We start from the raw sequence: 12,790 nt of genomic DNA, 5'->3' as shown, positions 1-12,790 counted from the left end.
GGTCAGTATCGCGGCTGGCCGGGGGTCGGCGGGGCGATACCGGCACCGGTCCTTCCCGTACCGCCCGGTGCCCCGGGCGGGGTCCGGCGGGCCGCTTCGTATGATGCTTGCCCTGTAGCAAGAATCTCGGAGGACAACCATGCCGGACGCGCTCGCAGCGATGTCGCGTGCGCTACGTGAGGCCCCACCCGACCAGGTGGTGGAGGCCGTCGATCGGGCCCTCCGGTCCGAGTTGGCCGCGGTGCGGGTCGACGCGTTCCTGGCCGACTACCGGATCAGCGGGCTGTGGTCGGTGCTCGACCCGGAGGTGTCCGCCGGGTCGCTCACCGGTCAGAGCGCCGCGCAGCGCTGTTTCAGCAGCCAGCAACCGGTGCGCGACCCGTCAGAGGGCGGGCGCTGCCGGGTCTGGGTGCCGCTGACCACCCGGGGGGAACGGCTGGGGGTGTTCCTGGTCGAGCTGGTCGGCAGCCCGGACCACCCGACGGTGGAGCTGATCGCCGACCTGGGCGTCGACCTGGCCACCACGTTGCGGGCGGCGGACCGGGAGACCGACAGGTACCGGCGGACGCGACGTCGGGAGCGGCTGAGCATGGCCGCGGAGATGCAGTGGGACCTGTTGCCGGGGCGCAGCGTCACGCACGAGGCGTTCCTGTTGGCCGGGCAGCTCGAACCGGCGTACTCGGTGGGCGGTGACCACTTCGACTGGTCGGTCGACCCGGGGCGGCTCACCCTCACCGTCCTCAACGGCGCCGGCACCGGCCTGGCCGCGGCGATGCTCACCGCGCTCACCGTCAACGCCATCCGCAACGCGCGACGCTCGGGCGGCGGGCTGGTGGAGCAGGCCGAGCTGGCCTCGGACACGCTGTTCTACCAGCACCGGGGGCAGCGGCACGTGGCGACGCTGCTGTTGTCGGTGGACACCGGCACCGGCCGGGCGCGGGCGGTGGACGCCGGTTCGCCGAGGGTGCTGCGGCTGCGGGGGACCACTGTCGAGCGGATCGCCCTGGAGCAGCAACTGCCGTTGGGCATGTTCGCCGAGACCCGGTACACGGTGCAGGAGTTCGACGTGCGGCCCGGTGACCGGCTCTTCGTGGTCAGCGACGGCGTGTACGACGCGCAGCCGGGGGGTCAGGAGGCCTACGGTGAGCGGGCCATGGCCCGGTCGATGCGGTCGACTCGGCTGCAACCGGCGACGGAGGCGGTTGGTACGGTGATGCGCGAGCTGTTCGCATATCATGCCGACACTGATCTACGTGACGACGCCGTCGTCGTGTGCCTGGACTGGTGCGGGCCGGGCGGGCGGCGCGAACGGTGATCGGCCGTCAGCGACTTACGACAGCGGACAATCGCAGGGGACAGCGGGTGGATCGACCTCCGGATCTTGCTGCGGCGATCGATGCCGCGGCCGAGGCGTTCGTCGGCGTGCTCGATTCGGCCACCTCCCGCCACCAGGTGGCGGTCCCGCCGACCCAGCTGCGGGTGCTGGCGCTGATCCGGGACCGGCCGGAGACGAACGTCAACGGGCTGGCCGAGCTGCTCGACGTGGTGCCCTCGTCGGCCAGCCGGCTCTGTGACCGGCTGGAGGCGACCGGGTTGCTGCGCCGGACCCCGGACCCCAGGGACCGGCGGGAGGTGCGGCTGGTGCTCACCGCCGCGGCGGTGACCCTGCTGACCGAGCTGCGGGAGCGCCGGCACCGGGCGGTGCAGGCGGTGCTGGACCGGATGCCGCCCCGGGCCCAGCACGAGCTGCTGCTGGCGCTGCTGGCGTTCGGCCAGGCGGCGGCCTCGGGCACGTCCACCGCGCAGCCCGACACCACCGCCCGTACCGCGTGACCCGCCGCGCCCCCTTTCACCATTATCCTAGGATGCCTTAGCGGTGGTGACGCACCACACACAACGTCAGACCACCCCAGCGAACGCGCGCCCCGCCGGGACAGCCGTACGCGCCCGATATAGTGGCTGCCGGCCCGGGGTGTCGAGCGTCCCGGACCACACCAGGGGGAGGTCCCGGCCCGGGATCACCGAGACACCGGTGAGCGCCGGTCCGGTAAGCGCACGGCTGACCGTGGTGCCCATGCGGGCACCCGGATCGTGCTGCGGGGGGAGGTTCGGTGTCACGTCGGCCGGCTCGGGCAGAGCATCCGCGCGGACCGGGCGGTGACGCCAGCGCCGACCGGGTGCTGACGCTGCCGAACCTGATCAGCCTCGTCCGGCTGCTCGGCGTACCCCTGTTCCTCTGGCTGTTCCTGGTCGTGGAGGCGGACGTGGCGGCGATCGTGGTGCTCGCCGTCGGCGGCACCTCCGACTGGGTGGACGGCTGGATCGCCCGCCGGCTGGGGCAGGTCAGCCGCCTGGGCGAGCTGCTCGACCCGCTGGCCGACCGGCTCTACATCCTCGCCACGCTGCTCGCCTTCACCGCCCGCGAGGTGGTGCCGTGGCAGTTCACGGCGGCGCTGCTGGCCCGGGAGCTGCTCCTGCTCGGTTCGTTGGCGGTGCTGCGCCGGCACGCTTACGGGCCGCCCCCGGTGCACTACGTCGGCAAGACCGCTACGTTCCTGCTGCTGGCCGCGTTCCCGGTCCTGCTGCTGGCGGCGGCGACCACGTCGGTGACGGCGACGACCGCCGCGGCCGTCGGCTGGGGGCTGGCCTGGTGGGGCCTGGTGCTGTACTGGGTGGCCGGCGCGATGTACGTGGTGCAGGCGGCCCGGCTGGTCCGCGCGGCCCGGCGGGGGGCCGCCACGTGAGCGCGTCGGGGGACGGGTCGAAGCGGCCGGTGCGGTTGTTCGCCCCGGACTTCCTCACCGAGCTGTTCCAGAACCCGCTGGACCCGGGTTACGCCGACGCGGCGGCCCGGCGGCGGCAGGCCCCGGCGTCGGACGCCGGGTGGCGGGGCGCGTCCGCGCGGGCGGTGGCGGTCGTGGTGGTCGCCGCGGTGGGGTTCCTGTTCGCGGTGGCGTACCGGGAGACGATGGCCGACGAGCCGAGCCGCAGTCAGGCGCGGGCCGCGTTGATCACGCAGATCAAGCAGCGGGAGGCGGAGACCGACGCGATGACGGCGCGGGCGGCGCGGCTGCGCGAGGAGGTCGGTCGGCAGCGGGACGCGGCGTTGAGTGGTTCGCAGGCGGCCCGGTTGCGCAACCTGGAGGCGGGCACCGGGCTCGGCCGGGTGCGTGGTGACGGGGTGGTGGTGAAGTTGGCCGATGCCGCGGTGCAGGACGACGGCGCGGTCAACGGTGACTCGGCGGCGGGTCCGCCGCGGGTGATCTACTCGGATCTGCAGAAGGTCGCCAACGACTTGTGGGCCTCGGGCGCGGAGGCGATCGCGATCAACGGGCAGCGGTTGACGGCGACGTCGACGATCCGTTCGGCGGGGGCGGCGATCCTGGTGGACTTCCGGCCGGTGACCAGCCCGTACGAGGTGTCGGCGATCGGGCCGCGGTCGTTGCGGGACCGGTTCGACGACAGCCGGTCGGCGTATCTGATGCGTCGGGTGGCCCGGGACACCGGGTTGTCGTTCGAGGTGCGCCGGGCCGGGGGCCTCACGTTGCCGGCTGCGCCGGAGCCACGGCTACGCTACGCGCAGCCGTCGGTCAGTCCGAGTCCGTCGCCTGCGGGTTCGGGTGCTGTTCGTTCGTCCGGTGCCGGGTCGTCCGGTCCTGGTTCGTCTTCCCGCCCCTCCGGAGGTGTCCGATGATCGCGGTGCTGGCGTTGCTCGCCGGTGTGGTGCTGGGGATCTATCTCGATCCGACGGTGCCGGCGGCGTTGCAGCCGTACCTGCCGATCGCTGTGGTGGCCGCGCTGGACGCCGTCTTCGGTGGGGTGCGGGCGAAGCTGGATCGGATCTTCGACGACAAGCAGTTCGTGGTGTCGTTCATCTCGAACGTGTTGGTGGCGGGTCTGATCGTGTATCTGGGTGACCAGTTGGGGGTGGGTGGGCAGTTGTCCACGGGTGTGGTGGTCGTGTTGGGGGTGCGGATCTTCGGGAACGTGGCGGCGATCCGTCGGCACCTGTTCCGGGCGTAGGTTGGTGTCGTGAGCGACGAGCATCGGGAGACGGGTACCGGGTGGCCGCAGCAGCCGGTGGAGCCTGCGGGCCCGGAGGTTGAGCCTGATCCGCGGCCGGACGCGCCGGATGCGGACGAGTTGAGTCCGTTGGTGCCGGAGGAGGCGCCCCGGGAGCAGCCGGCGGAGTCGGGTGGCGACGACGGTGCGACGGTGAACCTGGCGGAGGCGGCGTCGGCGGAGGCGGTTGAGGGTCCGGCGGCGGGTGCGGCGGGGCGGAGGGTGTCTCCGGCGGGGGTGATGATCGCGACGTTGCTGGCGTTGTTGGGGTTCACGTTGGTGGTGCAGTTGAAGACGACCTCGACGGACCCGACGTTGGCGGCGACCCGGCAGGAGGATCTGGTGCGGATCTTCTCGGATCTGGATTCCCGGGAGAAGCGTCTGCAGCAGGACATCGAGGGCCTGGAGGACAGTCAGCGGCAGTTGCGTTCGGGTGAGCAGGGTCGGCAGGCGGCGTTGGAGGAGGCGACGAAGCGGGCCGACGAGTTGGGCATCCTGGCGGGTACGTTGCCGGCGCGGGGGCCGGGGTTGGCGGTGCGGTTCGAGCCGGGTGGCAAGCCGATCCGGGCGGACCGGGTGTTGGATGCGGTGCAGGAGTTGCGGGGTGCGGGTGCGGAGGCGATGCAGATCTCGGGTGGGGATCGGGCGTCGGCGCGGATCATCGCTTCGACGTACTTCCTGGACGGGGCGGGGGACGTGTTGGTGGTGGACGGGCGGCCGTTGACGGGTCCGTACACGATCACGGTGATCGGTGATCCGGAGACGATGCGTACCGCGTTGAACATTCCGGGCGGGGTGGCCGCATCGGTTCGCGGTGACGGCGGTAACGTGAGCGTCGAGGAACGTGAGGTGGCCGAGGTTTCGGCGCTACACGCGCCGTTGAAGCTGGAACACGCCCGTCCGGTCTCCTGACCGGCGCGGCCGCGCCGGGTGGTCCCGGTGCACCGATGGATGAGGGACGCGCTGGTGATTCCTGAGGATCTGCGTTACACCGCCGAGCACGAGTGGGTGGTGGGTGCCGAGGGCGGTAACGTCCGGGTGGGTGTCACCCAGTTCGCGCAGGATGCGCTGGGTGACATCGTGTTCGTCCAGTTGCCGGACGCCGGTGCGGTGGTGGAGGCCGGTGAGTCGTTGGGTGAGATCGAGTCGACCAAGAGTGTGTCGGAGATCTACGCGCCGGTGAGTGGGACGGTGTCGGCGCGCAACGAGGCGTTGGCCGACACTCCTGAGGTGATCAATTCTGATCCGTACGGTGCGGGTTGGTTGGTGGAGATCGTGCCGGCGGACCCGGCGGCGGTGGACGGGTTGTTGACCGCTGACGCGTACCGTGAGCTCACCGAGAGCTGAGTGGTGTCGTGCCGGGCGTGGGTGTTTCTGCCGCGCGTCCGGTTGCCCTGCATTTCGGCGCTGGCTAGGCTCGCCCAGTCGACCGAGAACCCCAAATTGGTGCAGCGTTGGGTAATTGCCTTCCTGGGCAGGGGGAGCCAGCCGTCGGGTGATCTTCCCGGGGGCCGTACCCACCGTTATCCTGTGCTGACCGAAACTGATCCGTGAGGTGGTCCCATGACGCGCCCAGGCGACGAGTTCCCCCCGCTCGACGTCACTTCGACGCTCAATCTCGGTTCGTTGGACGAAGTGCTGGAGGGTCCGGACACCGATGTGGTGCCGAGTCGGATGTCCGGCTCGTTGCCGCCGGGGATGGCGCTGCTGGTGGTTCGTCGGGGCCCGAATGCGGGTGCCCGGTTCCTGTTGGACCATGATGTGACGACGAGTGGCCGGCATCCGGACAGTGACATCTTCCTGGACGATGTGACGGTGTCGCGGCGGCATGCGGAGTTCCATCGGGATTCCGGGACGTTCACGGTACGGGACGTGGGGAGTCTGAACGGCACCTACGTGAACCGGGAGCGGGTGGAGGCTGCCACGTTGAGCAATGGTGACGAGGTGCAGATCGGTAAGTTCCGGGTGGTGTTCATCGCCGGTCCTCGCCCGGAGGAGGAGGCCGGCCGGGGGTGAACGAGCCTGCGGCCTCCATGCCGTCCGGGGCGGCCCGGTCGCACCCGCTGATGAGTATCGGTGAGGTGTTGGGTCAGCTGCGGGTGGAGTTTCCGGACGTCACGATTTCGAAGTTGCGGTTCCTTGAGGCCGAGGGTCTGGTGGAGCCGCAGCGGACGGCGGCGGGGTACCGGAAGTACAGCTGGGATGATGTGGCCCGGTTGCGGTTCGTGTTGACTGCGCAGCGTGATCAGTATCTGCCGTTGCGGGTGATTCGTGAGCAGTTGGCGCAGTGGGACGGTGGTGAGGAGACGCCGGGTCGGCAGCGGCCGACGTTGGTGGCGGTGGGTCCCGGTGGTGAGGTGCCGGGCCGGTCGGCGGAGGAGCCTGAGTCGCAGGTGCGGCTCGGGCGGGCCGATCTGGTGGCGCGTAGTGGGATCGCCGAGTCGACGTTGGGTGAGTTGGAGCGGCTGGGGGTGTTGGTGCCGGATCCGCCGGGGTGGTACGACGCGGATGCGTTGATCATCGCGCGGGCGGTGGCGGGTTTGGCGGCGTACGGGTTGGAGCCTCGTCATCTGCGGGGTTACCGGTCGTCGGCGGATCGTGAGGTGGGTTTGTTCGCGCAGTTGGTGGCGCCGTTGGCGCGGCAGTCCGATCCGGCGGCGCGGGCGCGGGCGGCGGAGACGGCGCGGGAGTTGGTGGCGTTGTCGCAGCAGTTGCATGCGGCGTTGGTGCGGGTGGGGTTGCGGTCGACGTTGGGTCGGTGACGGTTCGGTTGGTGTGTGCGGAAGGTTCTGCCCCGGGAAGCGTGCCGTAGGCTTGCCGGGGTAACCCTTTTCCGGCGCGGTGCGGGGCTGGTGCGGTGGGGACGGCCGTGTCGCGGTCCGTGTACCGTGCAGGGACGGGGCGCGGTGCGGGTGTAGGCGACAACGACACGGAGGCGGCGGTGCGCGAGCTGAGCGTGGTCGGGGTTCGGGTGGAGCTGCCCAACAACCAACCGATCGTCCTGCTCAGGGAGGTCGAGGGCGACCGCTATCTGCCGATCTGGATCGGTGCGGTCGAGGCCACGGCCATCGCCTATGAGCAGCAGGGGGTCAAACCGGCCCGGCCGTTGACGCATGATTTGTTGCGGGACGTGCTGGCGGCGTTGCAGGCGCCGTTGCGGGCGGTGGAGATCACCGAGTTGAAGGAGAACGTCTTCTACGCTGATCTGTTGCTGGGTGACGGGGTGCGGGTGTCGGCCCGGCCGAGTGATTCGATCGCGTTGGCGTTGCGGGTGGGTGCGCCTATTCGTTGTGCGGAGCAGGTCCTCAGTGAGGCGGGGATCGTGATTCCCGACGAGCAGGAGGATGAGGTGGAGAAGTTCCGGGAGTTCCTGGAGCAGGTGCGTCCGGAGGATTTCGCGGGCTGATCGTGGCTTCGTGGTGGGTGTCGCGGTGGCGATGCCGGTGGTGTGGTGTGTCGTCGCGCGGCGTGTCGCGGCGGTTTCTCCGTGGTAACCCCTTGGTGCGGCGTTAGGGTTGCCGTGTCGAGGGGTGTGCGTCGGTGGCACCGGCGTGTTACCGCACTGACGGGGAGGTTGTCGGGATGCACGAGCCACGGGAGCCTGAGCCAGGTGTGGAGCGGGGCGAGTCGGTGTCGTCGGTGCCGTTGGAGGGTGACGGCGCGGTCGGGTACCGGGGTGTGACGGCCTGTCATGCGGCGGGGATCAGTTACCGCCAGTTGGACTACTGGGCGCGGACGACGCTGGTGGTGCCGAGTGTGCGGGACGCGTCGGGTTCGGGTACGTCGCGGTTGTACTCGTTCCGCGATCTGGTGGTGTTGAAGGTCGTGAAGCGGTTGCTGGACGCCGGGGTGTCGTTGCAGAACATCCGTAAGGCGATCGAGGCGTTGCGGTCGCGGGGGGTGGAGGATCTGGCGGGGATCACGCTGATCTCGGACGGGACGACGGTGTACGAGTGCCGGTCCCCGGAGGAGGTGGTGGATCTGTTGCAGGGTGGTCAGGGGGTGTTCGGGATCGCGATCGGTGGGGCGTTCAAGGAGATCCAGGGTTCGTTGTCGCATCTGCCGGCGGAGCCGGCGGTGCCGGGTGGTGGTGAGGTGGTTCCGGCGGCGCAGGAGGGTGTGTCGTCGGGGGTGGTGGGTGACGAGTTGGCGGCGCGGCGGGCGCGGCGTCGGGCGGGTTGATCGGGGTGGTGTGGACGCCGCGGCCGGGTTCCGGTCGCGGCGTCGTCATGCCATAAGGGACGTTCCGGGATGGAGCGCTGTTGTTGACAGGTGTGGTTCGGCCAGGAATCCTGTCCAGGGCGATCACCAGAGACACCGATCAGGTCACGGTGAGTGACGGTTGGTGGTGGCGTCGAGCTGATGCGTGGAGCATGGTGCGGGGGTCGCATCCGTGCTCCCGCCGAGGACGGGAAACGAACCGAAGTGCACATCGATCACTATGTCGGCCTGGGTTCCGTGCGGGCCGGTGGTGCTGTCGCCGATCATGCCGCCGAGTTGCGTTGCCCGGTCACCGCCGCGTCGCCTGCCGAGCCGGTCGGCTCCGCCGGGGACGTGCTGGCCGAGGCGACGGAGTTCCTGGAGGCGTTGCACGCCGAGCGGCGGTTGCCGGGGTTGGCGGCGCGGCTGGCGGAGGTGCGTGAGGAGGTCGCGTTGACCGGCTCCTACCGGCACACCGGGGAGGAGTTGGTGTACGGGGCGAAGGTGGCGTGGCGGCAGTCGGCGCGGTGTGTGGGTCGGGTGCGGTGGGCGGGTTTGCGGGTGCGGGACCGGCGGCACGTGACGACGGCGGCGGGGATCGCGCAGGAGTTGTCGGCGCATCTGGCGGCCGGGGACAACGGGGGTCGGATCCAGTCGGTGATCACGGTGTTCGCGCCGGACCGGCCGGGGGTGGGTCCGCGGGCGCGGATCTGGAACGACCAGTTGGTCCGTTACTGCGGTCATGTGCGGGCCGATGGTGGGGTGTTGGGTGATCCGGCGCAGGTGGCGATGGTGCGGGCGGCCCGCCGGTTGGGGTGGCGTCCGCCGCCGGTGCCTGGTCGGTTCGACCTGTTGCCGTGGGTGATCGAGACGGCGCACGAGTCGCCGTCGGTGTGGGAGGTGCCGCGGGAGTTGGTGCGGGAGGTGGCGTTGAGCCATCCGGACCATCCGTGGTTCGCGGATCTGATGCTGCGTTGGCATGCGCTGCCGGTGATCAGTAACATGCGTCTGCGTATCGGTGGGGTCGACTACAGTTGCGCGCCGTTCAACGGTCACTATCTGGGTGACGAGATCGGGACCCGGAACATGGGCGACCGGGAGCGGTACGACCAGTTGCCGGTGGTGGCGGCGGGGTTGGGGTTGGACACGTCGCGGGAGGACACCCTGTGGCGGGAGCATGCGGCGCTGGTGTTGAACCAGGCGGTGCTGCACTCGTTCCGGGTGGCGGGGGTGCGGGTGTCCGATCCGCACACCGAGTCGGAGTTGTTCATGAAGTTCTGTGCGCAGGAGGAGCGGGCGGGTCGGCCGGTGCACGGTGACTGGTCGTGGTTGAACGGGAGTGTGGGGTGGGCGGCGTTGCATGCGGTGCATCACCGTTACTACGACACCCGGGTCCCGAATCCGAATCTCTGGCAGACTGACCGCGTTTACGACCCGGATGGTGTGGTGGCGATGACGTTGCGTGAGCGTCATGACGTGGCTCGCGCGCAGGAGGACTGACGATGGACAACGCGGCGTTGCGCCAGAGTTGGAGCCAGTTCTCCGCTGCCGGGCCGGAGGCGGCGAAGTATTTCTATGCCACGTTGTTCGTGGTGGCGCCGGAGACGCGGTCGATGTTCCCGACGAACATGCAGTACCAGGAGGACAAGCTCCTGGCGGCGTTGGGGCACATCATCACCAGTTTGGACGATCCGGACGCGTTGACGGCGTTCGCGCAGCGGTTGGGTGCCGATCATCGGCGGTTCCACGGTCAGGACCAGCGGGGCAATCCGGTGGTGTTGGGGGAGCGGCACTACATCTGGGTGGGTCAGGCGTTGCTGGCCACGTTGGAGCGTTTCCTCGGCCCGTACTTCACGCCGGCGTTGCGGGCGCAGTGGGCGACGGCGTACGAGCTGGTGGCGAAGATGATGCTCGACGGGGCGGCGGAGGCGGAGCGGTCCTCGCCGCCGCACTGGGAGGCGGAGGTGGTGACGGCGGAGCGTCGTCGCGCCGACATCGTGGTGTTCACGGTGCGTCCGAACTATCTGTGCAACTACCGGCCGGGGCAGTCGTTGCCGGTGCAGGTGCCGCAGTTGCGGACGTGGCGGTACCTGTCGCCGGCGAACGCGCCGCGGGCGGACGGGACGATCGAGTTCCACGTGCGGGCGGCGGGCCGGTTCTCCACGCATCTGGTGCGCCGGTTGCGGGCCGGTGAGCGGTTGTTGTTGGGGCATCCGACGGGGACGGCGTTGTCGTCGTACGACCGGTCGCCGCACCTGCCGTTGTTGTTGATCGCCGGGGGGACGGGGTTGGCGCCGTTGCGGGCGGTGGTGGAGGCGGTGCAGCAGGGCGCGGGGCGGCGTACGACGTTGGTGATGGGGGGTCGTACCCCGGACGACCTGTACGACGAGGCGGCGGTGTCGCGGTTGGCGGCGATGCCCCCGGCGGCGGGTTGGCAGCATGGGGGCACGGGTTGGTTGCGGTATGTGCCGACGGTGGAGACGGGGTGGGGATGGCAGGGGGCGATCGGTCGGGCGGGTGACACGGCGGTGCGGTTGGGGCCGTGGGCGGACACGGAGATCCTGGTGTGCGGGAGTCCGGAGATGACCCGGGACACGGTGGGGATCCTGGTGCGTTCGGGTGTGGCGCCGGAGCAGATCCTGACGGAGAGCTACGATCATTCTCTCTATCCGCCGCTCGCCGAGGCCGGTGCCGTGGGCCCGCGCGACTTCAGTGGGACAGGTGCCCGATGAGCGTCGACCACTCCGACCGGGTCGGGGCCGAACAGGGTGAGATCGCCCGCCAGTTGTCGGTGTTGGAGGAACGGCGGTTCCGGGGCAGCCACTGGTTGTCCGCCGTCGAGGTCGAGGCGGTGGCGCGGGCGGCCGATGAGCGGATCGGGTTGCTGACGGCGGAGTTGGAGCGGCAGCGGCGGGAGAACCAGGGGCTGCTGAGCCAGGTGGAGATGCTGCGGCACGGGACGTTGCCGAGCACCGCGCCGCAGGGCCCGGACCCGATGACTGTCGAGTTGGCGATGCGGGCGCAGGACGAGGCGAACCGGACGATCGGTGAGGCCAGCGCGGAGGGCGCGGAGATCATCGCCGATGCGCGGCGGCAGGCCGAGGAGATCATCGCCGAGGCGCACCGGCGGGCCGGTGAGGTGGGCGCGGCGGGTCCGTCGCCGGCTGCTGGTCCGTCGCCGGAGTTGGCGGGGAAGTTGCAGGTGTTGGAGGAGCGGCACGCGGCGGCGTTGGCGGCGGTCGCGGCGGCGCAGCAGCAGTTGAACAGGTGGCAGTCGTATCTTGCGGCGCAGTCGGACCAGTTGCGGGCCGACGCGGCGGCGGCCGGTGGGGCGAGCGCCCAGTTGCGGGCGGTGCTGGGCGGTTGAACCGCGCCGGCCACCGGTGGGTGGGTCGCCGCCGGTGGGGTGGTTGAGGCAGCATGGACGGGTGACGGAGACGATCGACGCGGTGGCCGCCCTGGTGGCGGCCGGTGGGGTCGTGGTGTTGAGCGGGGCGGGCCTGTCCACCGAGTCGGGTATCCCCGACTACCGGGGGCCGACGGGTGCGGCCCGCCGGCACACGCCGATGACGTATCAGGCGTTCGTCGGGGACCCGGCGGCGCGGCGACGCTACTGGGCGCGGAGTCACCTGGGGTGGCGCACGATCGTGGGGGCGACGCCGAACGACGGGCACCGGGCGGTGGCCCGGTTGCAGGACGCCGGTCTGGTCGACGGGGTGATCACGCAGAACGTCGACGGTCTGCACACGGCGGCGGGTAGCGGGCGGGTGGTGGAGTTGCACGGCCGCCTGGACACGGTGGTGTGTCTGCGCTGCGGTGACCGTACGTCCCGGGCGGAGCTGGACCGGCGGCTGGTGGCGGCGAATCCGGGTTTCGACGCGACCGTCGCGGTGGTGAATCCGGATGGTGACGTGGATCTCGACGATGCCCGGGTGGCCGCGTTCCGGATGGTCGACTGCGGGTGTTGTGGCGCGGGGATGCTGAAGCCGGACGTGGTGTTCTTCGGGGAGGCGGTGCCCGCGGCGCGGGTGGCGCGGTGTTTCGCGATGGTCGACGCGGCGCGGGCGGTGCTGGTGCTGGGGTCGTCGTTGACGGTGTTGTCGGGGCGGCGGTTCGTGCTGCGGGCGGCGAAGTCGGGCATTCCGGTGGTGATCGCCAACCAGGGTGTCACCCGTGGTGACGGGTATGCGTCGCTGCGGGTGGACGCCCCGTTGGGGCGGTTCCTGCCGGCGCTCGCCGACCGGGTGGCGGCGGTCGTGCCACCCGGGTCGGGCCTGGTGCCGGCCGGCTGACATCCGCGCGGGCGGGGGACGACATCCGCCGGTAACGGGGGCGCTGGTAGCGTTGACCGTGCCGACACCACCCGCGCGGGAGAGATCGCCCAGCAGTATCCGGGCGGCGCCGAAGGGGCAGATTCTCCCCGGAACCTCTCAGGCAGAAGGACCGCGACGGGCAGGCACTGTGGAGCGCCCTGTGGCGTGACTCAGGGGGAGGCCGATCCGTCGACCTCGCCGCCTGAGTCAGGAGC

General features: G+C 70.6%; 15 protein-coding genes and 1 riboswitch. All 15 genes read left to right on the top strand.

Annotated features, from left to right (window positions below):
• The first annotated feature begins 139 nt into the window (after window positions 1–139).
• The gene (locus tag Q2K16_RS04680) at window positions 140–1,315 is read left to right on the top strand and encodes a PP2C family protein-serine/threonine phosphatase (RefSeq protein ID WP_302743757.1); all 1,176 of its coding nucleotides are present in this window, start codon (window positions 140–142) and stop codon (window positions 1,313–1,315) included.
• Between the two features lie 47 nt (window positions 1,316–1,362).
• Entirely contained in the window at window positions 1,363–1,833 is a 471-nt protein-coding gene (locus tag Q2K16_RS04675) for a MarR family winged helix-turn-helix transcriptional regulator (protein WP_302743756.1), read from the top strand.
• A gap of 278 nt (window positions 1,834–2,111) precedes the next feature.
• Window positions 2,112–2,744: a cardiolipin synthase ClsA gene (gene clsA, locus Q2K16_RS04670; RefSeq protein WP_302743755.1), complete on the top strand. Its 633-nt coding sequence runs from the start codon at window positions 2,112–2,114 to the stop codon at window positions 2,742–2,744.
• A complete protein-coding gene (locus tag Q2K16_RS04665) occupies window positions 2,741–3,694 on the top strand; it encodes a DUF881 domain-containing protein (protein ID WP_302743753.1) in 954 nt (317 codons plus the stop codon). The genes clsA and Q2K16_RS04665 overlap by 4 nt, the downstream gene beginning before the upstream one ends.
• Window positions 3,691–4,023, top strand: coding sequence for a small basic family protein (locus Q2K16_RS04660; protein ID WP_067311500.1), 333 nt, complete (start codon window positions 3,691–3,693; stop codon window positions 4,021–4,023). The genes Q2K16_RS04665 and Q2K16_RS04660 overlap by 4 nt, the downstream gene beginning before the upstream one ends.
• A gap of 9 nt (window positions 4,024–4,032) precedes the next feature.
• Complete coding sequence (locus Q2K16_RS04655) at window positions 4,033–4,974, top strand: DUF881 domain-containing protein (protein ID WP_302743752.1); 942 nt, start codon at window positions 4,033–4,035, stop codon at window positions 4,972–4,974.
• A 54-nt stretch (window positions 4,975–5,028) separates the two neighbouring features.
• Window positions 5,029–5,409: a glycine cleavage system protein GcvH gene (gene gcvH / locus Q2K16_RS04650; RefSeq protein ID WP_302743751.1), complete on the top strand. Its 381-nt coding sequence runs from the start codon at window positions 5,029–5,031 to the stop codon at window positions 5,407–5,409.
• 216 nt (window positions 5,410–5,625) lie between these two features.
• Window positions 5,626–6,078 carry an oxoglutarate dehydrogenase inhibitor Odhl gene (gene odhI / locus Q2K16_RS04645; protein WP_067311506.1) on the top strand — a complete coding sequence of 151 codons (453 nt, stop codon included), beginning with the start codon at window positions 5,626–5,628 and terminating at the stop codon, window positions 6,076–6,078.
• A gap of 50 nt (window positions 6,079–6,128) precedes the next feature.
• Window positions 6,129–6,824, top strand: coding sequence for a transcriptional regulator FtsR (gene ftsR, locus Q2K16_RS04640; protein WP_194823312.1), 696 nt, complete (start codon window positions 6,129–6,131; stop codon window positions 6,822–6,824).
• Window positions 6,825–7,003: 179 nt separating this feature from the next.
• The gene (locus Q2K16_RS04635; protein ID WP_302743748.1) at window positions 7,004–7,468 is read left to right on the top strand and encodes a bifunctional nuclease family protein; all 465 of its coding nucleotides are present in this window, start codon (window positions 7,004–7,006) and stop codon (window positions 7,466–7,468) included.
• A gap of 176 nt (window positions 7,469–7,644) precedes the next feature.
• The gene (locus tag Q2K16_RS04630; protein ID WP_302743747.1) at window positions 7,645–8,244 is read left to right on the top strand and encodes a MerR family transcriptional regulator; all 600 of its coding nucleotides are present in this window, start codon (window positions 7,645–7,647) and stop codon (window positions 8,242–8,244) included.
• Window positions 8,245–8,559: 315 nt separating this feature from the next.
• The gene (locus Q2K16_RS04625; RefSeq protein WP_489671899.1) at window positions 8,560–9,762 is read left to right on the top strand and encodes a nitric oxide synthase oxygenase; all 1,203 of its coding nucleotides are present in this window, start codon (window positions 8,560–8,562) and stop codon (window positions 9,760–9,762) included.
• 2 nt (window positions 9,763–9,764) lie between these two features.
• Window positions 9,765–10,994 (top strand): globin domain-containing protein, encoded by a 1,230-nt coding sequence (locus tag Q2K16_RS04620; protein WP_302743745.1) that lies wholly within the window; start codon window positions 9,765–9,767, stop codon window positions 10,992–10,994.
• Window positions 10,991–11,629, top strand: coding sequence for an SPFH domain-containing protein (locus tag Q2K16_RS04615; RefSeq protein WP_302743743.1), 639 nt, complete (start codon window positions 10,991–10,993; stop codon window positions 11,627–11,629). Before Q2K16_RS04620 ends, Q2K16_RS04615 begins: the two co-directional genes overlap by 4 nt.
• Before the next feature lie 61 nt (window positions 11,630–11,690).
• A complete protein-coding gene (locus Q2K16_RS04610; RefSeq protein WP_302743742.1) occupies window positions 11,691–12,554 on the top strand; it encodes an NAD-dependent protein deacetylase in 864 nt (287 codons plus the stop codon).
• A 66-nt stretch (window positions 12,555–12,620) separates the two neighbouring features.
• Window positions 12,621–12,718, top strand: a riboswitch (glycine riboswitch).
• The last annotated feature ends 72 nt before the right edge of the window (window positions 12,719–12,790 follow it).

This window comes from Micromonospora cynarisoli (assembly GCF_030518815.1).
GTDB lineage: Bacteria > Actinomycetota > Actinomycetes > Mycobacteriales > Micromonosporaceae > Micromonospora > Micromonospora wenchangensis.
The sequence above is the reverse complement of the archived record's forward strand: the minus strand, read 5'-3'. Positions and strand labels throughout refer to the sequence as shown.

Excerpts from the sequence above, each read along its gene's own strand:
- Q2K16_RS04680 (WP_302743757.1), top strand. The coding sequence starts at position 140 with ATGCCGGACGCGCTCGCAGCGATGTCGCGTGCGCTACGTGAGGCCCCA.
- Q2K16_RS04620 (WP_302743745.1), top strand. The coding sequence starts at position 9,765 with ATGGACAACGCGGCGTTGCGCCAGAGTTGGAGCCAGTTCTCCGCTGCC.
- Q2K16_RS04630 (WP_302743747.1), top strand. The coding sequence starts at position 7,645 with ATGCACGAGCCACGGGAGCCTGAGCCAGGTGTGGAGCGGGGCGAGTCG.
- odhI (WP_067311506.1), top strand. The coding sequence starts at position 5,626 with ATGACGCGCCCAGGCGACGAGTTCCCCCCGCTCGACGTCACTTCGACG.
- ftsR (WP_194823312.1), top strand. The coding sequence starts at position 6,129 with ATGAGTATCGGTGAGGTGTTGGGTCAGCTGCGGGTGGAGTTTCCGGAC.
- Q2K16_RS04615 (WP_302743743.1), top strand. The coding sequence starts at position 10,991 with ATGAGCGTCGACCACTCCGACCGGGTCGGGGCCGAACAGGGTGAGATC.
- Q2K16_RS04660 (WP_067311500.1), top strand. The coding sequence starts at position 3,691 with ATGATCGCGGTGCTGGCGTTGCTCGCCGGTGTGGTGCTGGGGATCTAT.